General features: G+C 71.8%; 19 protein-coding genes and 1 pseudogene. 4 read left to right on the forward strand and 16 right to left on the reverse strand.

The genetic code is table 11. From position 1 onward, the window contains the following. Nucleotides 1-383: 383 nt before the first annotated feature. Nucleotides 384-3,485 carry an RICIN domain-containing protein gene (locus tag IE332_RS29380; RefSeq protein WP_189922204.1) on the reverse strand — a complete coding sequence of 1,034 codons (3,102 nt, stop codon included), beginning with the start codon at nt 3,483-3,485 and terminating at the stop codon, nt 384-386. Nucleotides 3,486-4,046: 561 nt separating this feature from the next. Then, nucleotides 4,047-4,772: a beta galactosidase jelly roll domain-containing protein gene (locus IE332_RS41330; RefSeq protein ID WP_229929011.1), complete on the reverse strand. Its 726-nt coding sequence runs from the start codon at nt 4,770-4,772 to the stop codon at nt 4,047-4,049. Between the two features lie 84 nt (nt 4,773-4,856). On the opposite strand from IE332_RS41330, the gene IE332_RS41335 reads away from it, so the two are divergent. Beyond that, a complete protein-coding gene (locus IE332_RS41335) occupies nt 4,857-5,108 on the forward strand; it encodes a glycoside hydrolase family 31 family protein (protein ID WP_229929012.1) in 252 nt (83 codons plus the stop codon). Nucleotides 5,109-5,115: 7 nt separating this feature from the next. Here the strand turns inward: IE332_RS41335 and IE332_RS29390 are convergent, their stop codons facing one another. The 9 genes and pseudogenes from IE332_RS29390 to IE332_RS29430 form a co-directional block, all read right to left on the reverse strand. Then, on the reverse strand, nt 5,116-5,823 hold the full coding sequence (locus IE332_RS29390) for a FadR/GntR family transcriptional regulator (protein WP_189922206.1): 708 nt from the start codon (nt 5,821-5,823) through the stop codon (nt 5,116-5,118). Next, nucleotides 5,814-6,182: pseudogene (locus tag IE332_RS29395) on the reverse strand (aldo/keto reductase); the annotation flags it as partial. The gene IE332_RS29390 and the pseudogene IE332_RS29395, both read right to left, overlap by 10 nt. Nucleotides 6,183-6,303: 121 nt before the next feature. After that, nucleotides 6,304-7,347, reverse strand: a complete 1,044-nt coding sequence (locus tag IE332_RS29400) for a zinc-dependent alcohol dehydrogenase (RefSeq protein ID WP_189922208.1) — start codon at nt 7,345-7,347, stop codon at nt 6,304-6,306. After that, nucleotides 7,344-8,246: an amidohydrolase family protein gene (locus tag IE332_RS29405; protein WP_189922210.1), complete on the reverse strand. Its 903-nt coding sequence runs from the start codon at nt 8,244-8,246 to the stop codon at nt 7,344-7,346. Before IE332_RS29405 ends, IE332_RS29400 begins: the two co-directional genes overlap by 4 nt. 37 nt (nt 8,247-8,283) lie before the next feature. After that, a complete protein-coding gene (locus tag IE332_RS29410) occupies nt 8,284-8,631 on the reverse strand; it encodes an L-rhamnose mutarotase (RefSeq protein WP_189922213.1) in 348 nt (115 codons plus the stop codon). Beyond that, complete coding sequence (locus IE332_RS29415) at nt 8,628-10,628, reverse strand: DUF8034 domain-containing protein (protein ID WP_189922215.1); 2,001 nt, start codon at nt 10,626-10,628, stop codon at nt 8,628-8,630. The genes IE332_RS29410 and IE332_RS29415 overlap by 4 nt, the downstream gene beginning before the upstream one ends. A 35-nt stretch (nt 10,629-10,663) precedes the next feature. Further along, entirely contained in the window at nt 10,664-11,518 is an 855-nt protein-coding gene (locus IE332_RS29420) for a carbohydrate ABC transporter permease (RefSeq protein WP_189922251.1), read from the reverse strand. Between the two features lie 109 nt (nt 11,519-11,627). Then, on the reverse strand, nt 11,628-12,536 hold the full coding sequence (locus tag IE332_RS29425; RefSeq protein ID WP_189922217.1) for a carbohydrate ABC transporter permease: 909 nt from the start codon (nt 12,534-12,536) through the stop codon (nt 11,628-11,630). Beyond that, nucleotides 12,533-13,897, reverse strand: coding sequence for an ABC transporter substrate-binding protein (locus IE332_RS29430; protein ID WP_189922224.1), 1,365 nt, complete (start codon nt 13,895-13,897; stop codon nt 12,533-12,535). Before IE332_RS29430 ends, IE332_RS29425 begins: the two co-directional genes overlap by 4 nt. Before the next feature lie 365 nt (nt 13,898-14,262). Between IE332_RS29430 and IE332_RS29435 the strand changes: the two genes are divergently transcribed. Both IE332_RS29435 and IE332_RS29440 read left to right on the forward strand, forming a co-directional pair. Continuing rightward, complete coding sequence (locus IE332_RS29435; protein WP_189922226.1) at nt 14,263-15,072, forward strand: FadR/GntR family transcriptional regulator; 810 nt, start codon at nt 14,263-14,265, stop codon at nt 15,070-15,072. A gap of 299 nt (nt 15,073-15,371) precedes the next feature. Beyond that, nucleotides 15,372-17,372: an alpha-L-fucosidase gene (locus IE332_RS29440; RefSeq protein ID WP_189922229.1), complete on the forward strand. Its 2,001-nt coding sequence runs from the start codon at nt 15,372-15,374 to the stop codon at nt 17,370-17,372. Between the two features lie 79 nt (nt 17,373-17,451). Here IE332_RS29440 and IE332_RS29445 read toward each other — a convergent pair whose 3' ends face one another. After that, nucleotides 17,452-18,720, reverse strand: a complete 1,269-nt coding sequence (locus tag IE332_RS29445; protein ID WP_373313870.1) for an ROK family transcriptional regulator — start codon at nt 18,718-18,720, stop codon at nt 17,452-17,454. A gap of 13 nt (nt 18,721-18,733) precedes the next feature. Next, on the reverse strand, nt 18,734-20,164 hold the full coding sequence (gene xylB, locus IE332_RS29450) for a xylulokinase (RefSeq protein WP_189922231.1): 1,431 nt from the start codon (nt 20,162-20,164) through the stop codon (nt 18,734-18,736). A gap of 95 nt (nt 20,165-20,259) precedes the next feature. Between xylB and xylA the strand changes: the two genes are divergently transcribed. Next, entirely contained in the window at nt 20,260-21,432 is a 1,173-nt protein-coding gene (xylA, locus tag IE332_RS29455; RefSeq protein ID WP_189922233.1) for a xylose isomerase, read from the forward strand. A 62-nt stretch (nt 21,433-21,494) separates the two neighbouring features. Here the strand turns inward: xylA and IE332_RS29460 are convergent, their stop codons facing one another. From IE332_RS29460 to IE332_RS29470, 3 genes are all read right to left on the reverse strand, one after another. Next, nucleotides 21,495-23,039, reverse strand: coding sequence for a DEAD/DEAH box helicase (locus IE332_RS29460; protein ID WP_189922235.1), 1,545 nt, complete (start codon nt 23,037-23,039; stop codon nt 21,495-21,497). Between the two features lie 372 nt (nt 23,040-23,411). Then, complete coding sequence (locus IE332_RS29465; protein ID WP_030918248.1) at nt 23,412-23,615, reverse strand: cold-shock protein; 204 nt, start codon at nt 23,613-23,615, stop codon at nt 23,412-23,414. A 656-nt stretch (nt 23,616-24,271) separates the two neighbouring features. Beyond that, complete coding sequence (locus IE332_RS29470) at nt 24,272-25,360, reverse strand: aldose epimerase family protein (RefSeq protein ID WP_229929013.1); 1,089 nt, start codon at nt 25,358-25,360, stop codon at nt 24,272-24,274. Nucleotides 25,361-25,465: the final 105 nt, after the last annotated feature.

Below are 25,465 nucleotides of genomic sequence, written 5' to 3' on the forward strand. Positions count from 1 at the left end.
AGTGAGCACCGCCGGCGAAGCGGGCGTGAGCTCGCGCCCCGGTGCGCGGGTTCACACTTGTCCACTGGTCACGCCCACGGCACCGAGCCCCGGGCGGCGCTCAAGCGGGCGCTCCAGGTCGGTCTTCGCCCGCACACCCTCCTGCGCGGTGAGGGCGGTGGATCGAGGCAGGCCCATCCGAGTTCTTACGAATCGAGTCGTTTCCTTGCCGGTGTCCGGCCTGTCGGGTGTGAACTGTGCGACCTCCGCTGTGTGGTCTGCGGTGGGGTGTTGCGCAGGCGAGCGCCGCAGGGCTCCCGGCTTCGCCGAGGAAGCGGGGAGTCCTGAGGTCGGCCCGGGGGAGGCAGCCCGCCGGACCGGGGCTGCGTCCTTCGCGGAGCAGGTCAGTCCACGTCGACCACCTTCCACAACTGGCTGTCGGCGTTGGTGTCCGTCGCCTGGACGAGCTGAGTGCCTCCCGAGGACACGTCGAGCACCTTGCCGCTGTTCACGTTCTTGATCTTGTAGTAGCCGTTTCCGGTGGCGACCGGTGTCCAGTGCTGGTCCGCGGCGTTGGTGTCGGCCGACTGGACGACGGACGCGCCGTCCGCGGTGGAAGCACCGCTGACGTCCATGACCAGGGCACTGTTCCGGTTGGTGACCTTGTAACTGCCGTCACCCACCGGGACGAAGCGCCAGTTCTGGTTCCCGGCTCCGGAGTCGGTCCACTGGATGACGTCGGCTCCGGCGGACAACGATCCGCCCGAGACGTCGACCGCCTTGGAGCCGCTCTTGTTGACCATCTTGTGGTTGGCGTTCGTCGCGGGGAACGAGATGGGGGCGAACGCGTCCACCGCGCAGACGGCGGAGGAGGCGGCGGTGTTCTTCGTCCCTGTGCACACCACCCTGATCGTGTGCGGGCCCGCGGCCAGGTCCGTCTTCTCGAACAGCGGCACCTGCTTCGTCACGGTCGGGGCGTACGCGTCGATGCCGGCCCGGGCCAAGGTGCCGTCGATGTAGACGTCCACCTTGCCCATGTTCGGCTGCGTCATGCCGAGGTACCGCACGCCCGAGCCGGTGAACGAGAACTCGGCGTAGTCGCCCGCGGTGCTCGTGAACTTCTCGGACCCGTTCATGTCCTTCGTGTCGTTCCAGTTCGACCAGGTCCCGGAGTAGGTCACGCCCGCGGCCTTGTCGTCGACGTGGTTCCAGCGCTGTCGCACGAGGGTGTTCGACGCGGCGGACGCGTTCCCCTGGGCGTCCACGACGTAGAGGCGGTAGTCGCCCGCCGCCTGCGGAACGCTGATCCGCGTCGAGGCGCCGCTCGCGCTGGTCATGGTGGGACCGGCGGCGAACGTCGTCGTACCGGCGGGAGCCAGCCAGAGCGTCTTGGCCGCGTCCCCGGGGCTGCGCACCGGAACACTCATCACGCCCGTGCCGGCGAACGTGCTCGCGGGCAGGGTGTAGTCCTGGAGAGCCGCCGCTCTGCTCCGGGGGACGAGGTTCTTGTAGGCGTCCTCCAGACCCGCGTTCAGGGCGATGCCGTACGCCTGCGACGGCCACACGTTGTCCCCGTACCCCCGCACGTCCTGGATCGTGCTGTTCGGGACGTTCCTGCCGGCGATCTTGTTGACGGTGCCGTAGTTGTTGGTGATGGTCAGGTCGTGTTGCCGGCCCCAGGTGCCGGAGTTGACGGTGTACGCCAGACCCGGGTCGACGTCGAACACGTTGTCGTGCTCGTTGATGAAGGCGGAGCCCTCATCGGGGTGCAGGCCGTACTTGTGGCCGGCAGGGACACCCTTGATGTAGTTGCCGCTGATCTCCGTTCCCGGCTGGCTGCCCAGCGTGTAGATGGGAGCGGAGTCGCCGAGCACCTGCATCGTGTCGAGGATCTGGTTGTACTTGACGGTGTTGTTCTTCGCCGTGGTGGTCGGGTTCCCGGGATTGACGGAGTTCGTCGAACCGTCGAAGTTCCACCAGCCCCAGCCGAGGGTGATGCCCGCCCACGGGGACTTCTCGATCCGGTTGTGCTGCACGGACAGGGACTCGACGAAGTACGCCGACACGGGGCTGGAGCCCTGGAACAACACCGCGCTGTCGTAGAGGTAGTTGTCCGTGATCGAGATGTTCTTGCAGAGCCCCTCGACGTTCACCGGGTACTTCTCGTGGTCGGCCGAGGTGTAGTCCCCGATGTACACGTGCTGGGGGTGCCCCACGGTGATCGCGGAGCCGGCTGTGTCATTCGTGACGTTGCCGGTCAACTGTGAGTCCGTCACGTCGTTGGCCAGGGTGATCCCGTCGGCACCGGTGTGCTGCACCGTGTTGCCCTGCAGGACGATCCCGTCGGCGTTCTCGATCTGGACGGCCGCGGGCGGCAGGTCGACGTTGCGGTAGGTGTAGGCGTGGAAGTTCTTCCTCGCGTACACGGTCGAGCTCGCGTTGCCCTGTGTTCCCTGCCGGAAGACGGAGCCCGCGACATTGACCAGGTTCCAGTCGGAGTGCTCGACCGTGAGCCCGGAGAACGTGATGTTCCGCGCGTGGTCGGTGGTCGACGTGCCGGCGATCTTGAGGAGGGTGGACAGGTTGTTCGGCGCGAAGACCTTCGCCGTGGCCATGTCCTCGGAGCCGGACTTGTAGTAGTACAGCGTGTGGGTGCTCTTGTCGAAGTAGAACTCGCCCGGCTGGTCCAGGAACTCGTACGCGTTCATGAACGTGTGACTGCCGCTGGCTTTGAACGGGCCGTACGGCGGTGCCTGGGCGATGGCCGCACCCGGCTGCTGGAACAGGGCCACGCGGTTGGCACCGTCCGGGCTCGTGGTGATCTGGCGGACACCCACGATGGCCGTGGTCCAGGTCGTCGCCGACTCGATCTCGATGTCGTCCTGGTTGGACGCGACGGCCGGCAGGTCGGAGAGGCCGTACTTGGCCCCGTCGCACTGCGAACCCGACTCCCAGGCCCAGGGAGCCTGGCCTGCCGTGACCGTGTAAGTCCCGTAGCAACCGGTCGTGTTGATCGTCTTCGACGCCATCTGGGCGCGCTTGTCGTTGACGTAGAGCGCGCGGAGCTTGTCGTCCCGGTCGAGGGTGGCCTTCCAGATGTTCCCGCTGTGCTGGGTCCACCCCGACACCTGAACGCCTCCGTCCAGGACCGGCTTCTCGCCCGGGAAGGCGGCGTACACGACACGGTGACCGTTCGTGCCGGAGTCGGCCGAGGTGAAGTCGACGGTGCTGCTCATCGGGTAAGTACCGCCCCGGAGAAGGACGTTGATGTCCCCGGTCATGTTGCCGTCGACCGTGCGCACGACGTCCCGCGCGTGCTGGAGGGTCCTGAACGGCGCCGTGACGGTACCGGGGTTGGCGTCGTCACCGCCGGGGGCGACGTAGTACGTCGCCTGGGCCGAGGCCGAGGCCGGGGGCGGTGCGGCGAGGGAGGTCAGTAGCGTTACGGAGACGGCCGTCGCAAGCGCCACTGGCGCCTTGCGGACGACGGAGCTGAGGGGTTTCATCCTGATCCATCCTGGTGGCTCGGACGGTCGAGCAGACGCTCATAGCGGCTCGGCGACTTCTGTGGGTGAAATTAGCCGACCTATCACGAGCCCAGTCAAGGGTTTATGCAGGGTTCATTACGACAGCACGGTGCGGTGAGACCATAAAGGGTGGGATAATGTCTGGTAAATCCCTGGATGCCCCTTATCTCTCGGTGTCATTGACAGGCAATCTCACTGGCAAATGAGTAGTACTCATAGCTGACGTGCGAACAAGTCGGCCGCGCTGCCCATCGGGCGGCGGGGCCGGCGGGGGAGCGTCAGATCACGGTGGTGGTCCTGGAGCGCCGGACGCCCGGCTCCGCGTAGGCGGCCGCACAGTGGCACAGCCCGGCGAACTGCCCGTCGGCGCGGCCGTCCGGCCCGCGAACGCCGTGTACCCGGCCTCGGTGACCTTCGCGTCGAAGACCAGCTCGCCGGTATCGGGATCCACGAACGCTTCCGCGTCCCGGATCGGCGTCCACGCGGCCTCGGGAATGGCCGCGGTCTTGAGGGCCGCCCCGGCTGTTCACGGGTGGTCGGTCATTCCTGGGTGGGGCCGAGGTCGGGCTGCTCGCGCAGTTCCACCGTGCGGTCGAGGCTCGTGGTGTGCAGTTCGAGCACGGTGATCTCGTTCGGCCCCGGGCGCAGGACGGGGCCGGGTACGTACAGGGAGCGCTGGGGGCCGCGGGACCAGTGGCGGCCGAGGTGGAAGCCGTTGATCCAGACGTTGCCCTTGGTCCAGTCGGGCAGGTGGACCAAGGTGTCGGCCGGTTCCTCGACGTCGAAGGTGCCCCTGTGGAAGACCGGCCCGACGGCGGGCCCCTCGGTGGGTGCGAAGGCGAGGCCGCCGAGGTCGGTCAGGGGCAGCGGGCGGTTGGTCCAGCCCGTCAGTTCGGTGCCGTTGAGCAGGACGGGGCCGAGCAGGCCCTTGCGGTCGTGCATTCCTCGGCCGTAGTTCACGCGGCCCTGGTTCTCCACCAGGACGCGCAGCACGCTTCGGGCAGCGGGGGCGGTGAACGCGATGGCCCGTTCGTGGTTCTCCCGTTCGAGCACGCCGATGGGCTGTCCGTCGACGAAGACCTGGGCGCGGTCGCGGACGCCGTCCAGTTCCAGCAGCGCGGGGCCTGCGGTCGGCAGGGTCGCCTCGTAGAGGACGTAGCCGAAGCCCTGACCCAACTGCTCCATGGTGAGCGGGTGTTCGGACGTCTCTGCGCTGCCGAGGGCCGACAGGACGGTGAACAGTGGTGCGGTGTCGGTGAGCGTCACCCTGGCCGCGGGGAGCTTCGGCGCGGGGGCCGGCACCGGCTCGGCCGGTACCGGGGCGTACTTGGCGATGACGTCGCGGAAGGCGTGGTACCCGGGGACGAGCGCGCCTGGGACGTCGACGACCAGTTCCTGCTCGGGCCCGACGTGCTGGCGGCGCCCGTGTACGAGGCGGGCGCCCGTTCCCGCCGGGTGTACCTGCCGTCCGGCGCCCGCTGGCTCGGCCCGGCCACCGGGCAGGTGTCCCAAGACGGTGGCACCCTCGACGTCGACGCCCCGCTGGAACGCATCCCCGTCCTCGTGCGCGAGGGAGCCGACCTCGCAGCGGTCCTGCGCTGACGGGCCATCAGGCCCACGGGAGGGCTTCTCCCGAACGCAGGTGCTCGCTCAGCCACTGGGCGGTGTTGCTGACGTGCAGCAGAGCGGCGGCCTGACTGAGCGAGGCGTCGCGGATCGACAGCGCCCGGAGGATCGCCTCGTGCTCGGCGATGGTCCGGTCCGAGGCCTGGGCGTCGACCAGACCGCGCCAGGTTCGGGCGCGCAAGGTCCGCCCGGAGATGCCCTCCAGGAGCGTGAGCAGCGTCTCGTTGCCCGTGGCCGCGATGACGGCGCGGTGGAACGCGGCGTCATGGGCGTTGAGCAGCTCCACGTCGTCACGGGCTTCGCGCATGGCCTCCAGGTGCCGCTCGACCTCGGCCAGCTGCTCGTCGGAGATCCGGGTGGCGGCCAGCGCTGTGGCGACCGGTTCCAGGAGCCGCCGCACCTCGAAGAGGTCCTGCACCGCGGCGGAGTCGCCCTGCAGCAGTTCCACCGCACCGCCGAGCCCCTCCAGGAGGAGGCTCGGCTGCAGGCTGGTCACGTAGGTGCCGTCGCCCCGTCGGACCTCCAGGACCCGGGCGACGGCCAACGCCTTCACGGCCTCCCGTGCGAGATTGCGGGAGAGGCCGAGCTGGGTGGCCAGCTCCTGCTCCGGCGGGAGCTTCGAGCCTGGGGGCAGCGCTCCGCTGCGGATCAGCTCCCGGATCCGCGCGATGGCCTTGTCCGTCAGCGACACCGTGCGCTCCTTCCGGCCCTGATCGCGACGGGCACGTCCGACCTGATGAGTTCCTGGGCGCGCAGATCGTCCCAGAGGGCCTGGGGGATGTGCTGACTGTGGAGTTCCACGTTCCGTCCGACCTGTTCCGCGGTCCGCATGCCGAGGGTGACGTTGATGATACTGGGATGGCTGTACGGGAAGGCGACCGCGGCGGCGGGCAAGGTCGTACCGTGCTCCGCGCAGACCTCGGCGATCGCCCGGGCGCGGGTCACCACGGCCGGGGGAGCCTCCCGGTAGTCGTCCTTCATGCCGTCGGCCGGCCGGTCACGGGAGAGCAGTCCGGAGTTGAACACGCCGACCGCGACGACGCTCTTGCCGCCCTGGAAGCTGAGCAGCGAGGCCGTGAAGATGATCTTGCCCTGGCCGCGGGCCATGGCCCGGCCGATGCCGCGCCGGCGCCGGTGACGACGGCGAGCCGGCCGGTCGGGTCGAAGGCGCTCATGCCGAAACCTCCTGGGTGTCGTCGGTGCAGTCCACGAGGATCTTCATCACGTCGCCGCCGCCCTCCAGGGCCTCGAACGCCGCGGGTGCCTCGGTCAGCGGCACGACCTTGCTGATCAGCCGCTCGGCCGGGATCGTGCCGTCGGCGACCAGCGCCACCGCCCGCTCGAAGTCGCAGCGGTCGTACAGCCGGGCCCCCACCAGGGTGAGCTCGCGCCAGAAGAAGCGGTGCAGGTTGACCTCGCGGGGCCGGGGGTGGATCGCCACCAGGCACAGCCGGCCGCGTACGCCCAGCACCTCCACCGCGGTGTCGACACCGGCCGCCGCACCGGACACCTCGAACGCGACGTCCGCGCCCGCGCCGCCGGTCCACTCCCGGACCGCCTCGACGACGTCCCCGTCCGCCGGGTCCCAGGTGGCCAGCCCCGACTCCTCGGCCAGCTTCCGCCGGTGGGCGCTCAGCTCCACCACCCGGACCTCGGCCCCGGCCGCCCGCGCCACCAGCGCGATCAGGATCCCCACCGGACCGCCGCCCACCACGACGACCCGCTCACCGGCCCGCACCCCGGCCCGCCCGACATCGTGCACGGCCACCGCGGTCGGCTCCACCAGCGCGGCCCGGTCCAGCGCCAGCGAGTCCGGCAGCCGGATCAGCGTGTCGGCGGGGACCGTCCAGCGCTGCTGCATCGCGCCCGGCGAGTCGATGCCGATGAAGTCCAGGTTCTGGCAGACGTGCCGGTGGCCGCTCAGACACGCCGGGCAGGTGCCGTCCCAGCGCAGCGGCATCACCGTCACCGCGTCCCCGGGCCGCCAGCCCTCCACCCCGGCGCCCACCGCGAGCACCCGGCCGGACATCTCGTGGCCCAGGACCGCCGGCGCGGCAACCCGGGCGTCCATGTCGCCGTGGAAGATGTGCAGATCGGTACCGCAGATCCCCACGTACGCGGGAGCCAGCAGCACCTCCCCGGGGCCGGGCTCGGACGGCTCGACCGGAGCCGTGTCCAGCGTACGAGCGGCCGTGTAGCGGACAGCAAGGGTCATCGTGATTCCCGAGTCTCTTCGGTACGGGTGAGGCGGTAGAAGGCGGTCGCGGTGCCCGCGAGGACCGCCGAGGTCTCGTCGGCCGAGCATCCGTCGAGCAGTTCGTCCACGGTGGCGGCCCAGCGGTTCCAGCCCCCGGCGAGGTTCGCCACCGGCCAGTCCGAGCCGAACATCAGCCGGTCGGCGCCGAAGGCGCTCAGCAGGACGTCCCAGGCCGGGCGGATGTCGGTGGTGGTCCAGGTGTCGTGGTCGGCCTCGGTGATCAGGCCCGACACCTTGCAGACCACCTGGGGGTGCGCGGCCAGCTCCCGCAACCGGCTTTCCCAGTCCGCCAGTTCGCCGCCGGCGAGGTCCGGCTTGCCCGCGTGGTCGAGCACCAGGGGCAGGCCGGGGAGGCGTTCGGCCAGCCGGACCGCCTGGTCGAGCTGGTGGCTGCGGACGAGCACGTCGTAGCCCAGCCCGCGCTCCCCGACCGCCGCCAACCCGCGCTCGACGTCGGCGCGTTGCAGCCATTCCGGGTCCGGCTCGCCCTGGACCAGGCTGCGCAGCGACCGCAGGAAGCCGCCCCCCGGTCCGGCGAGCAGCCGGTCGAGCTCGTCACCGACCGCGGGGGACGTGAGGTCCACCCAGCCGACCACGGCCTCGATCAGCGGGTCCTGCTCGGCGAGCGCGAGCAGGTCCTCGGTCTCGGGCACGTCCGGCACGCACTGCACGACCACCGTGCCGTGCAGCCGGCGGCCGGCCACCTCCCGGGTGGCGGTGGTGCGCAGGTCCTCGGGGGTGAACGTACGGCGGATCGACGTCAGGGCCGGGTCGTCGAGCCACGGCTGCGGGCGCTGCGCGAGGTCCCACAGGTGGTGGTGGGCGTCGATGAGCACGGGCGGCGGGGTGGAGGTCACTTGGGGGCTCCGGGTGGGGTCGTCTGGAGTGGGCCGGTCAGTCGGCGGTGGGCTCGCCGGGTTCGCCCAGGTGCCAGATCTCGGGGAGTTCGGTCCACTGGCGGGAGTCGCCCCGGTCGGGCCAGGGCTCCTGGCAGGGGTCGGTGCGCTTCCACCACTCCTGGGTCACCGGGTCGGCCTCGAGTTCCGCGATGTCGGCGTCGAAGTCCTCGCCGTGGTACTCGAAGTAGGCGAACAGCACGTCGCCGTGGAGGTAGATGCTGTAGTTGCGGATCCGCGCCCGGTGGAGGGCCGCCTCGACTCCGGGCCAGACGGCGGAGTGGAGTTCGAGGTACTCCTCGCGGTACTCGGGCCGGAGCTTGATGGTCTGGGCGAAGCGCCTCATGCGGATTCCTCCGATGTTTCGGCGTTCGGCACGTCGGCCGGGGTACCGAAGGGTGAACGATAGCTGGGCGTACGGGTGCGGAGCTCCAGCCGGAGCGTCAGCCGGATCCGGGTGGACGCGGGCAGCCGCACCGTCAGGTGGGCGCCGTCACCGGACGTCTTCGCCTCGCCGACCACCGGCTCGGTGTGGCCGTAGTCGTACATGTCGCCGATCCAGCCCTCGTCCGGACAGGTCGTGTACCGGACCGAGGTGATGGAGTGCTCGGCAAAGGCGCCCGCCTGAATGATAATCATCCGATCTTTCTCTGGCGAGAGGTTCACCAGCTCGACCGTGGTCGCCTCGGGGTCGATGGACGTGACCAGGGCGGCCACGTCCTGCGGCAGCCCCGCGCGGCGGGCCTGCGCGTCGTGGTAGCGCAGCCGGGCCTGCTGGAGACCGCCGTTGTAGAGCACCTGGGGGCCGCCCCAGGTCAGCTGGACCAGGGCCTCGGTGGCCACCGGATTGCACTGCTGCCACACGTGGATGTCGGCCTCGTCGACCTCCAGGTCGCGGTAGCGCTCCATCCTCCGCAGGCGGTGGCGGACCTGTGCCTGGGCGGCGGCGAGGATCCGCTCGGGGTACTCCGGGTCGTCACCGGCGAGGAAGGCGAACCACGCCTTCTCGTGCCCGGACTCCTCCTTGGCCCGGAACGACCGCACGGTGCTCCAGTCCAGCTCGTCCGCCTCGCGCAGCCGTTCTATCCGGGCGCGGTCGGCCTCGGAGGCGGAGTGGTGCCACAGCGCCATCGGCACCGGCAGGGTCACCGGGTTGTAGTCGAACCAGCCCGAGTCGTTGCGCCGGAACGGGAGGTGGAGCGTCGGCTTGTCGGCGTCCCCGGCGAGTTCGACCGCCCACTTGGACTGGAGGCTGGAGTCCGCCTCGGCGAAGGGCATCAGCTTGGCCCGGGAGATCATCTCGTCGAGCGAGGTCCCGACCATCGCGAGGTAGTCGTCCTCCCCGGTGGACACCGCCGCGGCTATGGCCGCCACGCAGGCCGCGTGGCCCACGCTGTGCCAGCCGTGCGGCCAGGACCAGCCGTAGTGGCCGCCGTACCAGCGGCCTTCGAGCCGGCTGCCGACGACCCCGTCCGGGCCTGCGTTGTCCGGGATCAGACCGCCGTTCGCCTCGGTGCGCTCCCGCCAGGCACCGACGTACTCGACGATCCAGTCGCGGTAGCGCTGCTCGCCGGACAGGATCCAGGCGTTGAGGACCAGCCCGGCCACGGCGAGATTGACGGCGGTGTCGCCGACGCCGATCCGCTCCCGCATCTGGGCGCCGAGCCGCGGGTCCGCCGAGAGCGGGTACGGGCCGTCCTGTGCCTCGGGCAGCCATTCGAGCGGATAGCCGTAGGTGTCCGCCTCCTTCTGCAGCCACGGGTAGACCTCACCGTCGGACACGCCCTGCCGGTCGGGGTCGCTGCCGTTGTGCGGGCGGGTGACGATGCGGTGCGCGGGGTCGTAGTTGCCGTGGACCGGGTCGACGTACAGCTCGGCGAACCGCAGGGCGCGCTCCGACCAGCGCTCGGGGTCGGCCATGCAGAGGAAGTAGAGCAGCAGCAGGCTCTCGCCCTGGTGGAACCAGTCGTAGCCGCGCTCGTACTCGTCGCGGAGCATGTCCAGTTCGGTGAGGTGGGCGGTGACCCCCTCCCAGTGCTTCGCGCTGGCGGCCAGGAGGTCGTCGGCGCCGCCGAGGAGGTACAGCTGCGGCCAGTTGAAGAAGACCTCGTAGAAGTCGTCCACGCCGTCACGGGTGGTCAGCTGCCCGGTGTAGTTCAGCCGGCCGTCGGGGCCGGTGAAGTCACGGGCGAACTGCCGCCAGCCGTGGTCGAGCAGGTCGAACAGCGCGCGCTGCGCCAGCGCCCAGCCGGGCGGTTCGAGCAGCGGCACCGAGGCCTGGATCTCGACTGGGGAGGCTGCGGCGTCCTCGCCCGGGGAGCGGTCGGTGGAACTGGGGGACATGGGGAGGATCTCCGATCGGGGGGACGGCACGGGCGTCATTCCTTGGTGGCTCCGGCGAGCATCCCGCTGACCAGGAAGCGCTGGGCGAAGAGGAAGACGACCAGGACCGGGGTGATGGCCACGAGGGTCGCGAGGGCCAGCTGTGGGCGCTCGATCGCGAGCGAACCGGCGGTCGGGTTGAACTGCGGCACGCTGCTGAGCAGGTTGCCGACGCCGACCTGGACCGGCATCTGGTCGTCCTGGGGGAGCATCACGTAGGGCAGGAAGTAGTTGGTCCAGTTGGCGACGAAGCTGAAGAAGCCCACGAGCGCGATGACCGGCGTGGCCAGCGGCAGTGCGATGTGGCGGAAGACGCCGAACTCCGAGCAGCCGTCCATCCGTGCGGCCGCCAGCAGGTCCTTCGGCACGGCGGTGGTGAAGTAGATGTACGTCAGGTACACCCCGAACGGGTAGAACGAGTACGGCAGGACGATCGACCACATGGTGCCGATCAGGTGCGCCGCGTTGACCTCCAGGAAGAGCGGCACCACCAGCGTCGCGGTCGGCATCAGCATGACGACCAGGGTGGTCACCAGCAGGGTCTTCCGGCCGCGGAACTCGGTCATGGCCAGCGCGTACCCCGCCGGCACCGACACGCAGAGCGTGATGACCAGGGAGACGACGGCGTACAGGGCGGAGTTGCCCAGCCACTGGAGGATCGCGCCGTCCTGGAAGGCGGTCAGCGAGTGCCAGTTGTCCGCGAGCGCGCCGAAGGAGCCGAAGGAGAGCGGGTGGTCGTGGACCAGCTGCTGGTCGGTCTTGGTCGCAGCGAGGAGGAGCCAGACCACCGGCAGGACGAAGAACACCACGAACACCGTCAGGATCGAACCGGCCAGCAGCCGGTACGACATCTCGCCCACGGATCGGTGGGCCCGCCGCGACGCCCGGGGTGCGGTTCGGCTCATGGCGCTCGGTTCCCGTTCGGTGCGTGGCGCGGTGGCGGCCGGGGTGGCGTGGGTCTCAGTCGGCATCGAAGAACCTCGATCGAGCGACGAAGACGCCGGCGACCGACACGCTCACGACCAGGAGCTCCATCGAGACCGCGGCGGCGCCGTTGACGTTGTTCAGCTGGAAGGCGAAGTCGTAGGTCAGCTGGTTGAGCGAGTAGTCGCGACCGGCCACGCCCACGCTGGCCAGGGAGAGCAGCTGCGGCTCGACGAAGAGCTGGGCGCCGCCCGCGAAGGCGAGGATCACCATGTAGACGATCCATTTGCGGAGCATCGGGATCTGCACGTGCCAGGCGGTCTTCCAGGCACCCGCGCCGTCGATCCGCGCGGCTTCCAGGACGTCGCTGGGGATGTTGTTGAGCGCGCCGTACATGACGACGATCCAGCCGCCCGCGCCGGTCCAGAACGCGATGACCGTGAACAGCACCGGCAGGTTGCCCGGGGCGATGACCTGGCCGAAGGTGTCGAACCCGAGGGCCCCCAGCAGCGAACTGACCGGGCTCACCGTCGGGTCGAGCATGAACAGCCACACCAGCACGCTGGCGGCGCCGGCCAGCGCCCCGGGGATGTAGTACAGGAAGCGGAGCGCCTGGCTGATCCGACCGGAGGACACGCGGTGCAGCAACAGCGCCAACGCCACCACGAACACCACCAGCGAGACCAGCCAGAACAGCAGGTAGAGCGCCACGTGGCCGAGTGCGTCCACGAACCGGAAGTCCTGCGCCGTGGTCACGAAGTTGGTGAAGCCGGTGAACGAGCCCCCCGCGTCGGTGAACGCGAAGTAGATCGCGTAGCCGATCGGGAGGACGCCGAAGGCGATCAGGAGGAGTACGTAGCCGGCGACGAAGGCCGGGCCGGCCCAGCTCCGGCCGGCGCCACGAGGACGCCGGCCGGAGCCGGCCGGGGAGACGGTGGTGGTCACTGGGAAACCTTGTATCCGAACGACTGGGCGTGCTTGACGATCGAGTCCTGCCAGGCGGGCAGCAGGGAGGTGATGGTCTGCCCCTGGGTCAGGCCGGGCTTGACCGTGGCGGCCCAGACTCCCTCCTGGCTGAACTGGCCCGAACCCCAGCCCGGCCACACCTGGGAGGAGGCGTCCTTGAGGGCGCCGAGGTCACCGGCGAAGTAGCCGGAGGCCGCCTGCGCCTTGAGCCACTCCTCGGCGGCGGGCGCGTAGGCCGGGAAGCCCGGGGACTTCTGAGCCTGGTAGGCGTTGTCGGTGGTGACCCACTTCAGGAAGTCGGTGGCCGCCTTGAGGTGGGTGGAGTGCTGGGAGACCAGCCAGGTGCCGCCGCCGACGTTGCCGGTGGCCGGCTCGGTGTCGCCCTGCCACTGGGGGATCGGGGCCACGCCGATCGTCTTGTCCGCGATCTTGAGGGTGTCCTTGAACACCGCGCCGCCGAACCAGGCCGGGCCGGGCATGAGCAGCACCTTGTCGGCCTCGTTCTTGGCGAAGTCGGTGCTGAACACCCCGCTGATGGACATCGACTTGTTCTTGATCAGCCCGTCCATGAGCTTGGCCATCTTGGTGCAGTTCTCGCTGCCGGTGTTCACCGTGACGGCCTTGGGACCGGTGATCTGGTTGGCCCCGCACTTGCTCGCCCAGAGGTAGATCTCGGGGGCGAAGGAGTCGCCGGCGTCGCCCACCAGGTAGCCCGGGTGCTCGGCGGCCACCTTCTCGCCCAACTGCTGGTACTCCTCCCAGGTCTTCGGGACGGTGTAGCCGAACTGCTGCATCAGCGGCGCGTTGTACCAGAGCACCGCCTGCGAGAGGTCGTTGCGCAGGCAGTAGACGGTGCCGTTGACCGTACACACGTCGTTGGCGCCCTTGGCGAAGCCGCTCAGGGTGTCCGCCGGGACCAGGCCCTTGTCGAGCGGCGCCGCGAAGCCGGCGTCGACCGCCCAGCTCGCCTCGTTGTTCTGGGAGCTGAAGACGACGTCCGGCCAGCCCTTGCCGGTCCGGTTGAAGAGCTGGACCTTGGTCTGGAGGTAGTTCGAGCCGTTGGCGTCACCGTCGTAGGAGACGATGTCCAGCTTCACCTCCGGGTGCAGCTGCTGGTACTGCTTCGCGGCGGCCAGCCGGGTCGCGTCGACCCAGACGGTCAGCGCGCCGTCGGTCTGCGCCGCCTGGGCGAAGCCGTCCTTGGTGGTCTTCCCGGACGAGCCGCTGCTGCTACAGGCGGACACGGTCATCACCAGAGTCGCCGCGCAGGCGGCGAGCAGCACAGCTCGTCTCTTACCGGACACTGCTACCCGGCCGACCTGAGGCTTGTTGACGGTCATCATCGACTCCACTGCAGAGGCCCCGAACTGGTCGGGAGGTGGGGGGAGGGCGACGCCGGGCCGTCCCGGTCCGGCGTCGGATACCGAAGGGCTGCCGTTCCGCTGCCGCCCTGGGAGACAATTAGCCGCCCTATCGCGCGGCCCGTCAAGAGTTCACACAGGCTTATTCAGATCGATTTCAGACCGACTTCCCAGGCCTGTAGGTGCACTAGCGCCATATAAGGGCATCTTTGTCCGCTTTGCGTCCCCAATTCTCGCCACCAGGCCCCCCAAAATGAGTCGGACTCATTACCCTCTGCGGTACGCTGGTCCAGCTCCGCAATGATCAGTCTCCGCTCGTGCCCCTCACCCGGAAGGCAGGACAGATGAACGACACGCCCACGCCCCAGGCGGCCCTGCCCGCGCAGGCGCCCCCCGCTGTCGCGGCAGCGGGCAACGGCTCGGGCGAGGAGCGGCGGGACTACCGGCCCGGGTACGAGATCGTGTCGGAGCAGATCCTCGAGTACATCGCCGAGGCACGCCTGGCACCCGGCGACCGGCTGCCCACGGAACACGACCTGGCCAAGACGCTGAACACCAGCAGAGCGGTCGTGCGGGAAGCCGTGAAGATCCTCTCCGCGCTCGGCCGGGTGCGGGCGCACAAGGGACGCGGGCTGTTCGTCGCGGACGACGAGGGCATGCTCATCACCAGCCGCTGGGGCGGGTTCTTCCGCCCCGTCGACCTCGACCACGTCCTGATGCTCTTCGAGTTCCGCAAGGTCCAGGAGACGGCCGCCAGCAGTCTCGCGGCCACCCGTGCCACCCCGGCCGAGCTGCGCACCATCGAGGTCGCCATGCAGCAGTGCCGGCACGGGGTCCTCCACGGCCAGGTGGACGTCTTCAACCAGGCGGACGACGACTTCCACACCGCCGTGGCCACCGCCGCGCACAACACCTTCCTGCTCAGCGCGGTGCGCGACGCCCGCCGGCTGCAGCGCCAGTCCAGCGCCATCGGCATCCACGACATGCTCGGCGAAGGCGCCAAGGCCGCGGTCGAGGAGCACGAGGCGATCTACCGCGCCATCCGCGACGGTCGGCCCGACGAGGCGGCCGCGGCCACGACGGTGCACCTCGACCGGACGCTGGAGGACTACCGGCGGGAGATCCAGCGCCGCCTGTTCGGCGACCGGCCCTAGGTTCGGGCGAGGGACCCCGGGCGCCGGAGGACGCGCCGCCCCGGTCGGGATCACGGGCGGCGGGCGGCCCGGCGGCCGAAGTCGTCGTGGCAGAGCAGGACTTGCCCCAATGCGGCCTTGTCCGTCAGTGACACGGCGCCAACGTAGCAGGTGATCCCATGTCCTGAAAGGGAGCAGGAATCGCCACCCCGAGGGACGGGCACCAAGTGCCGTCCAATTCGGCGGTTTGACAAGGTTTTTCGCAACTTACGCCGCAGGCCCCCTGGACGCGCCGCGCACTACTCCGTTAAATCCGTCCCATGGCTCGCGATGTGAACGCTCACACCCAGCAGCGCTTCCCGCGCCGCACCGTGCACCTGGACTTCCACACCGGCCCCGACATCCCCGACGTGGGACGGGACTTCGACCCGGTGACCTTCGCCCGGGCCTTCCAGGAGGCCGACGTCGACAGCGTCACCCTCTTCGCCAAGTGCCACCACGGCCACCTCTACTACGGCACCGACCGGCCGGAGCGCCACCCCGGCCTCTCCCCCGACCTGGACCTGCTCACCGAACAGGTCGAGGCCCTGCGCGCCGTGGGCATCCGCACGCCGATCTACCTCTCCCTCCAGGTCGACGAGTACGCGGCCCGCGAGCACCCCGAGTGGATCGCGCTCGGCGAGGACCTCAAGCTCGCCCGCTGGAGCACCTCCGCCTTCGAGGCGGCCTGGAACATCCTCGACATGTCCAGCCCCTACGCCGACTACTTCGCCGACCAGCTGGACGAGGTGCTGCGCCGCTTCGCCCCGGTCGACGGCATCTTCATCGACATGTGCTGGAACCAGCCCAGCGTCAGCCGCTGGGCGGTGGACGGGATGCGCCGCGAGGGCCTGGACCCGGCCGACCGGGACCACCGCAACCGCTACGCCGACCTCGTGGCCAAACGCTACATGGCCCGCTACTCCGCGATGGTCGAGAAGGCCCTCCCCGCGGACGCCGTCCAGGGCGCCTGGTACAACAGCCGGCCGAAGACCGGGCTGGCCGAGGAGCAGCAGTACCTCAAGCACGTCGAGATCGAGGGGCTGCCCACCGGCGGCTGGGGCTACGCGTTCCTGCCGTACGTCGCCCGCTTCGTCCGCCCGTTCGGGCTGCCGGTCCTCAGCCACACCGGCCGTTTCCACGAGAGCTGGGGGGACAACGCCGCCCTCAAGCCCCGGGCGGCGCTGCTCTACGAGACCACCCAGATGCTGAGCCACGGACTGACCGGCGGCGTCGGTGACGTACTGCACCCGCGCGGAGTGCCCTCGCGGGCGGCGTACGAGCTGATCGGCTCGGCCTACGGTCACATCCGGGCCTGCGAGCCGTTCCTCGACGGGGCCCGGGTCGTCAGCGAGGTGGCCGTGGTCGTCGACCCGGCTCTCGGCGACAACCCCGGCGCGAGCAACATCGGCGCGCTCCGGGCGCTCCAGCAGCTGCGCGCCCAGTTCGACATGGTCCCGCCGACCGCCGACCTGAGCGGGTACCGGGCCGTCGTGGTGCCGGAGAGCACCCCCGTCGACGACGCCCTGGCCGAGCGCCTGGGCGCGTACCGGCGGGCCGGCGGCGCCGTGCTGCTGGTCGGGCCCGCGCTGCTCAGGAACGGCACCGAGCCGACCCTGCCCGACCTCCCGGTCGAGGACCTGGCGCCGGCCCCGGCCGGCGAGGACTTCCTCTCCTGCGAGGGCGTGCCCGGCGTCCCGGAGGACTTCCCGGTCATCAGCCACGGCGCCCGGCTGACCGCCCGGGCGCTGCCCGGCGCCGACGTCCTGGCCCGGGTCGTGGCGCCCTACTTCCCGCGCTCCTGGGACCGCTTCTGCGGCCACTCCTACACTCCCCCGGCCGACCCGACCGACGAGGCGGCCGTCGTCGTCGGCGACGGGGTGGCGGCGGTGACCGTGTCCCTGCTGGAGGCCTTCCACGAGCACGGCCTGGAGGCGTACCGCCACCTGCTGGGCGCGGCCCTGGACCGGATCCTCCCGGACCCGCTCGTCCGCGCCGGCGGGCCGGTCCACCTGGAGACCACCGTGCAGCGCACCGCCACGGGCACCGTGCTGCACCTGGTCAGCTTCGTGCCGGCCCGTGAGACCCCGGAGCTCGACCTGGTGCACGACCCGTTCCCGCTGCTCGACGTCCCCGTCGCCCTCCGGCTCGCCACCGCGCCGCGCTCGGTGCGGCTGCAGCCCTCGGGGCAGGAGCTGCCCTGGCAGCACGACGGCGAGTACGTCCACGTGCGGGTCACCACCCCGGACGGGCACGCGATGGTCGTGGTCGAGCACGACTGACCGCGCGCCGGGCCCGGTGCACCAGCCTCTCGGTGTACCGGGCTCTCGGTGCACCGGGCCCCACCCGTCGGGCCTCGGGTCAGCCCACCGGGAGCAGGGTGGGGTCCGCCATGATCCGGCGGATCGTGGTCTGCGCCGCGCCCAGCACGGGTCCGCGCCGCCCCAGGGCGGACGGGCGCAGCGCCGCCGGGGCCCAGGGCCGGACGGTGACCCGCTCGGCGAGTTCGGCGCGGACGGAGGGCAGCAGCCACTCGGCCAGTTCGGCGTAGGTGCCGCCGAGGACGAGGCCGTCCGGGTCGATGAGTTCGACGGCGGACGCGAGGGCGAGGCCCAGGGCGCGGCCGGCCCGGTCCAGCGCCGCCAGGGTCGGGGCGTGCCCGGCACCCGCCCGCTCGGCCAGCAGGGCGACCGGGTCGCCGGCCGCCGGATCGCCGGCCGCCACGGAGCCGGCCGGGCCCGGGCAGGGCGGCGTGAGACCGGCCTCGCGCAGTACGGCCGCCTGGCCCGCGTACTGCTCCAGGCAGCCGCGCGCGCCGCAGGCGCACCGGATTCCGTCCGGGTGGACGGGGATGTGGCCGAGTTCGCCGGCGAAGCCGCGGGCGCCGCGGAACACCTGCCCGTCGATGACCAGGGCGGCACCGATCCCGGCGTCCGCGGAGACGTGCACGAAGGTCTCGACGGCCTGTTCGGCGTTCCAGTACTCGGCCAGGGCCCCGAGGTTGGCCTCGTTCTCCGGCTCGGGCGCGGTGTCCGGGTCGGGCCAGTGGTCGGCGACGCCGACGGTGTGCCAGCCCAGGTTGGGCGCGCGCTCGACCCGTCCGGCGGGTTCGTTCGGCACCACCCCGGGCACGGCCAGGACCCGGCCCTCGACGCTCAGCCCGAGGCCGCGGGCCTCGGCCTCCGCCGCGGCGGCCAGCTCGGCGGTCGCGGCCAGCACCTCCCCGGCCGGGCGGCCGGCGTTCGCCCGTTCCACCCGGCGCCACACCCGGGGTTCGCCGCGCAGGTCCACGACGCACGCGGCGAGGTGGGTGACGCCGATCTCCAGGCCGAGGCCGGCCGGGCCCTGGTCGCGCACCGACAGCGCGCGTCCGGGGCGGCCGACCCGTCCGTCGGGCGCGGTCTCCGCCTCGGTCAGCGCGCCCCGGCCGATCAGTTCGTCGACCAGCGAGGAGACGGCCGCCCTGGTCAGGCCGACGCGGACGGCGACGTCCGCGCGGGACAGCGGGCGGGTGAGCGGGTTGTGCGCGGCGACCGCGCCGAGGACCACCGAGAGGTTGCGCCGCCGCATGTCCTGCTGCGACGCGGGCCCGTTGCCCTGGCTGTTCCTCGCTCTGCCGACCACTGTCACGCGCGCGCCCCTCCTACCGGTCCCCGGCCGGGGCTCCCTGCAAGGCCCCGGCCCGACGCAGGGTATCGCTGATCCGTTCGAGTGCGTCCGCGTCCCGCGCCACGGGCTCCAGCACCGGGCCGTCGGCGGTGCGCCAGCGGCGTGCCACCGCCTCGGCGGGCTCGCCGGTGAGCAGGGCGGCGGCCTGGGCGGCCGCGCCGAGCGCGACCAGCTCCTGCGCGGCGGGGATCCGGACGGCCCGGCCCGAGAGCCGCAGGACGGTCCGCTGCCAGGCCCGGCCGCGGGCGCCGCCGCCGATCAGCAGCAGCGGCTCGTCGCCCGCCGGGTCCTCGCCGCCCGCGCGCAGCACGTCGTCCAGCGCGGTGAGCAGGGCGTGGGCGGCGCCGTCGTAGGCGCCTTGGAGCAGCTCCCCCGGGGTGGTGTCGTGCCGGAGTCCGTGGACCAGGCCAGACGCGCCGGGCAGGTCGGGTGTGCGCTCGCCGTCCAGGTAGGGCAGGACCACCACGGTGCCGCCCTGCTCAACCTCCTCGCGCCCGCGTCCGAGCAGGGCGGCGACGCGGTCGACGGCGAGGGTGCAGTTGAGCGTGCAGGCGAGCGGCAGCCAGCCGCCCAGGGCGTCGGCGAAGCCGGCGACCGTCCCGCTCGCGTCCACCGGCCGCTTCCGGCCGACGGCGTAGACCGTCCCGGAGGTGCCGAGGCTGAGCACCGGCTGCCCGGGTCGCAGGCCCAGCCCGAGGGCGGCGGCCATGTTGTCGCCGGTCCCGGCGGCCACCAGGGCGCCCTCGCGCAGCGCCGTCCCGGGGCGGACCACGCCGGCCGGCGCGCCCGGCACCAGGACCTGGGGCAGCAGGGCCGGGTCGAGGCCGATGCGGTCGAGGATCTCCTTGTCGTAGCCGTCCGGCCCCCACCAACCGGTTCCCGAGGCGTCGCCGCGGTCGGTGACCGCCTCCCCGGTCAGCCGCTCGGTCAGGAAGTCGTGCGGGAGCCGGACGGCCGCGACGCGGTCGGCCGCGACCGGCTCGTTGGCGCGCAGCCAGGCCCACTTGGGGGCGGTGAAGGCGGCGGTCGGCAGGCTGCCGGTGCGCCGGACGATCTCCGCCGGGCCGATCCCGGCCCGCAGCGCGGCGGCCTGGGGGGCGGACCGGACGTCGTTCCACAGCAGCGCGGGGCGGACCGGTGCCCCGGCCGCGTCGAGGGTGACCAGGCCGTGCTGCTGGCCGCCGATCGAGACGGCGGCCGCGCGCTCGGCCCAGCCCGTCCCCGCGACGGCCTCCCCGAACGCCCGCCACCACTGCTCGGGGTCGCTCTCCCGGCCGGCTCCCTCGCTGACGGTGTGCGGGGCCCGGCCCTCGCCCAGCACCGTGCCCGTGTCGATGTCGACGGCGAGGGCCTTGGTGGACTGGGTGGAGCTGTCGACGCCGATCACGACACGCTGCTCAGCCATGCGTTCCTCCGATGGGGGTTCCTTCTGACGTCCCGGCATACTAATTTGTTGAGAGCCCTGACAAACACCCCCGCGCACCGATCCGGAGCCGCTCCATGTCCCACGACCCGCTCGCCCCCACCCCGGCGCACAAGTTCACCTTCGGCCTGTGGACCGTCGGCTGGCAGGGGCGCGACCCCTTCGGCGACGCGACCCGCCCCGCCCTCGACCCGGTCGAGACCGTGCAGCGGCTGGCCGGACTCGGCGCCTACGGCGTCACCTTCCACGACGACGACCTGATCCCCTTCGGCTCGGACGACGCCACCCGCGAGGAGACCGTCAAGCGCTTCCGCGCCGCGCTGGACGCCGCCGGGCTGAAGGTCCCGATGGCGACCACCAACCTGTTCACCCACCCCGTCTTCAAGGACGGCGCCTTCACCGCCAACGACCGCGACGTACGGCGCTACGCGCTGCGCAAGACGATCCGCAACATCGACCTGGCGGCGGAGCTCGGTGCCTCGGTCTACGTCGCCTGGGGCGGTCGCGAGGGCGCGGAGTCCGGTGCGGCCAAGGACGTGCGCACCGCGCTGGACCGGCTGAAGGAGGCCTTCGACCTGCTGGGCGAGTACGTCGAGCAGCAGGGCTACGACCTGCGGTTCGCGATCGAGCCCAAGCCCAACGAGCCGCGCGGCGACATCCTGCTGCCCACGGTCGGCCACGCCCTGGCGTTCATCAACGAGTTGGAGCGCCCCGAGCGGGTCGGCGTCAACCCGGAGGTGGGCCACGAGCAGATGGCCGGGCTCAACTTCCCGCACGGCATCGCCCAGGCCCTGTGGCACGACAAGCTGTTCCACATCGACCTCAACGGCCAGTCCGGCATCAAGTACGACCAGGACCTGCGCTTCGGCGCGGGAGACCTCCGGCAGGCCTTCTGGCTGGTCGACCTGCTGGAGTCGGCCGGCTACGACGGCCCCAAGCACTTCGACTTCAAGCCGCCGCGCACCGAGGACTTCGACGGCGTCTGGGCCTCGGCGGCCGGCTGCATGCGCAACTACCTGCTGCTGGCCGAGCGCTCCCGCGCCTTCCGGGCCGACCCGGAGGTGCAGGCCGCGCTGACCGCCTCCCGGCTGCCCGAACTGGCCCTCCCCACCGCCCAGGACGGCCTGGCCGGGCTGCTGGCGGACGGCTCCGCCTTCGAGGAGTTCGACGTCGACGCCGCCGCCCGGCGCGGCATGGCCTTCGAGCAGCTGGACCAGCTGGCCATGGAGCACCTCCTCGGCGCCCGCTGAGACCAACCGGTCACCCGACCCGGCGGGCCGCCCGTACAACCGGGCGGCCCGCGAAGGCGGCGTTACGCCACGCGCGCGGCGCGCCCGGGCGCCCGGCCGCGGCCCGAGGAGCCCTGCTGGCCCCGGCCGGCGGAGCCCTGCTGGTCGCGGCCGGTGGTGGTCCGGGTGTCGCCGGCGCCCCGGCCGGGGCCGCCACCGCGTCGGCCGCGCCCCGTGGACGGGCCGCGGCGCGGCCGCTCGACGACCGGGTCGGCGATCACGGTGGGAATGCCGGTGGGCACCCGGGCGCCGGTGATCCGGGCCAGGTCCTCGCCGCCGGCGCTGACCCTGGTGGTGACGGGGGTGATGGCGGCCGTCGTCATCATCCGGGCCATCCCGCGGCGCTGGTTGGGCAGCACCAGCGTGACGACGGTGCCGGACTCCCCGGCCCGGGCGGTGCGGCCGCCCCGGTGGAGGTAGTCCTTGTGGTCGCCCGGCGGGTCCAGGTTGACGACGAGGTCGAGCCCGTCGACGTGGATGCCGCGGGCCGCGACGTTGGTCGCGATCAGGGCCGTGACCTCGCCCGTACGGAACTGCTCCAGGGTGCGGGTGCGCTGCGGCTGGGACTTTCCGCCGTGCAGGGCGGCGGCCTTCACCCCGTTCGCGAGCAGGTCGTCCACCAGGCGGTCGGCGCCGTCCTTGGTGTCGATGAACATGATCACCCTGCCCTCGCGGGAGGCGATGTGGGCAATCGTGGCGTTCTTGTCGAAGTTCTGCACGTGCAGCACGTGGTGCTCCATGGTGCTGACCGCTCCCGCGGACGGGTCCACCGAGTGGGTGACCGGGTCCGAGAGGAAGCTCCGCACCAGGCGGTCGACGTTGCGGTCCAGGGTGGCGGAGAACAGCATGGTCTGCCCGCCCTCCGCGACCTGCCCGAGGAGCTCGGTCACCTGCGGCAGGAAGCCCATGTCGGCCATCTGGTCGGCCTCGTCGAGCACCGTGACGGCGACCCGGTCCAGCCGGCAGTCACCGCGCTGGATCAGGTCCTTGAGCCGCCCGGGGGTGGCCACCACGACCTCCGCCCCGCGGTTCAGCGCCCAGGCCTGGCGGCTGATCGACGTCCCGCCCACCACGCTCGTCATCCGCAGGCGCACCGCGTGGGCGTAGGGGGTGAGCGAGTCGGTGACCTGCTGCGCGAGCTCGCGGGTGGGGACCAGCACCAGGGCCAGCGGGCGGCCCGGCTCGGCCCGCTGCCCGGCGGTGCGGGCCAGCACGGCGAGGCCGAACGCGATGGTCTTGCCGGAGCCGGTCCGGCCCCGGCCGAGGACGTCACGGCCGGCCAGCGAGTTCGGCAGCGTCGCGGCCTGGATCGGGAACGGCTCCGTGACGCCCTGGCGGGTCAGCACCGACAGCAGCGCCTTCGGCATGTCCAGCTCGGCGAAGGAGGCCACGGGCGGCAGTGCCGGAGTGGTGCTCACCGGCATCGCGAACTCGCCCTGCGGGGAGCCACCCCCTCGCCCGCCCCGGCCGGAGGGGCGCCGGCCTCCGGCGGGCCGGTCACCGTAGAAGGACCCTCCACCGGACCGGGAGGCGGCGTTGTGGTGCGAGGAGCGACTGGAGCGGTTCATGCGGGAGACCTTCCTCGGGCGGCACGTCACGAGGAAGGCTCCTCGGCGCGGGGCGCCGGGCGGAGACCGCAAGGGAACGGGCCGGAAAATGTGACGGGCGGAGCGTGAACGGTGGAACCGTGCGGCACGCCGTCTGCGGTCGGCGCTCACCGCGGAAGGCGGGAGCGAACGGCCTCGAACCGTGAACTGTCACGGCAGGGCGCCGATCCGGACGCGGCGCTGTGCGTCTCGCGTGGGGATGGCCGCCGGTGGCGGAGCCATGGGGCCTGAGCGGCCGGGGGAAAGCGTCGTGGCGCCCACGCCGAGGGGCCCGCACCGGGCATGTGCGCGGTGCGGGCCCCTCGCTGTCAGGCGGGTGCCGTGGCAGTAGAACTACAGCGGGCGAATGTTCTCGGCCTGCGGGCCCTTCTGGCCCTGCGTGACGTCGAACTCGACCTTCTGGCCCTCGAGCAGCTCACGGAAGCCGTTGGCGTTGATGTTCGAGTAGTGGGCGAAGACGTCGGGGCCGCCACCCTCCTGCTCGATGAAGCCGAAGCCCTTCTCCGCGTTGAACCACTTCACAGTGCCATTAGCCATAAAGAAATCTCCTTCAAAGGGTTGTTCGAAGCCACGCACACCGCGGGCTTCGAGTCACCGCATGGAGCGCCCACCCGGGGAAGAGCCGGGAAACAAAAACGCGCCTGCAATACATCAGCAGGCGCACACAAAGTTCATGGGAACCACTACTGCAACTAAGTCGACTGTAGCAGGCCGCCGCCCGCCGCGGCGGGATGTTCCGCGCCCGGTTCCGCCGCGGCCGGCCCCCGGGGCAGCCGCTCCGGGCCGGGCGGACCGTGAACACGCGGCAGTGGCAGGCCCCTTGGGCGCGTGCCCGCGCCCCGGCGGGGACTTTCCGCGGGTTCGGCGCGCCCGCCCCGCCGGCGCGATTTTCACGGTCCGCGCCGGAAATTCCCTCCGCCGGACATTCCCGTGGAAGGCGCTCCTGGCCCGTATCGGCGGGATTGTGCGACCGTCGCCCCCGGCCCGGACCGGCGGTGAGAAAAGGGCGGGGCCCCGCGCGCCCGTGCGGGGGCACGCGAGGCCTCGCGTCGGGGCCGGCTCAGACCGGGAAGGGCAGGTCCCCGAGCGGGATGACGGACGTGCGGGTCTTCGTCGCGACCCGAGGAACGTGAAAGGGGGCGGCGGGCCCCTGCCGGCCCACCGCCCCCCGTTCCCCTCAGCGGGGCGTCCGCTTACTCCGCCGAGAAGCAGTAGACCGTCATCGACCGGAACACCTCGCCCGGGCGCAGGACGGTGGAGGGGTACTCGGGACGGTTCGGTGAGTCGGGGAAGTGCTGCGTCTCCAGCGCGATGCCCGCGTACGCGTGGTAGGGGCGGCCGGAGGGGCCGGTCAGCGAGCCGTCGAAGTGGCTGCCGGTGTAGACCTGGAGCCCCGGCTCCGTCGTCAGGCACTCGACCCGCCGGCCGCTGGCCGGGTGGCTCAGCACGGCGACCTTCCGGAACCCGTTCCCGGCGAGCACCCAGTTGTGGTCGAAGCCCGCGCCGGCCCGGCGGACCTGCGGGTCCGCGTCGGCGACGCGCTCGCCGATCACCGCCGGCTCGCGCAGGTCGAAGGGCGTGCCGGCGACCCGGGCGACCGGGCCGACCGGGATCAGCTCCCCGTCGACGGGCAGGTACCCGAGGGCCTCGACCCGCAGCAGGTGGTCGAGCACCGTTCCGCTGCCCTCGCCGGCCAGGTTGAAGTACGCGTGGTTGGCGAGGTTGACCACCGTCGGGGCGTCCGTGGTCGCCCGGTAGCCGATCCACAGGGCGCCGGCCGGGTCGAGCAGGTACGTCACCTCGACGGTGAGCGCCCCCGGGAACCCCTGGTCGCCGTCGGGGCTGTGCAGCCGCAGCCGGACCCCGGCCCGCCGTCCCTCCCGGACGGGAGTGCCCTCCCAGAGCCGGGTGGCGAAGCCGTCCGGGCCGCCGTGCAGGGTGTGCCCGGTGGCCTGGGTCGCCAGCCGGTGCGTCGTGCTGTCGAGCGGCAGCAGGCCGTCGGCGATCCGGTTGGCGTACCGGCCGACCGTGGCACCGAGGTAGGCGGCGTCGCCGAGCAGGTCCCCGACGTCCTCGCAGCCGAGGACGACGTTCGCCCGCCGGCCGTGCCGGTCCGGCGCGTGCAGGGCCTGGAGGCGGGCCCCCAGGTCGAGCACCTCCACCGTCAGGCCGTCCGGCGAGCCGATGATCCAGCGGGTGACGGGCCGCCCGTCCGGGAGGGTGGCGGCGGCATCCTGGCAGACCGACAGTTCACCCTGGGAAACGAGTGCTTCTTCCGGCACGGGGTTGCTCCGTTCCTCGGGGACCGTGGACTGCGGGACTGGGGACTGCGCGGGACCGCGGCACTGCGGGCATCGGTCGGGCGGCCGGCACCGGTGACGCCCGCC

Source organism: Kitasatospora xanthocidica (assembly GCF_014656195.1).
GTDB lineage: Bacteria > Actinomycetota > Actinomycetes > Streptomycetales > Streptomycetaceae > Kitasatospora > Kitasatospora xanthocidica.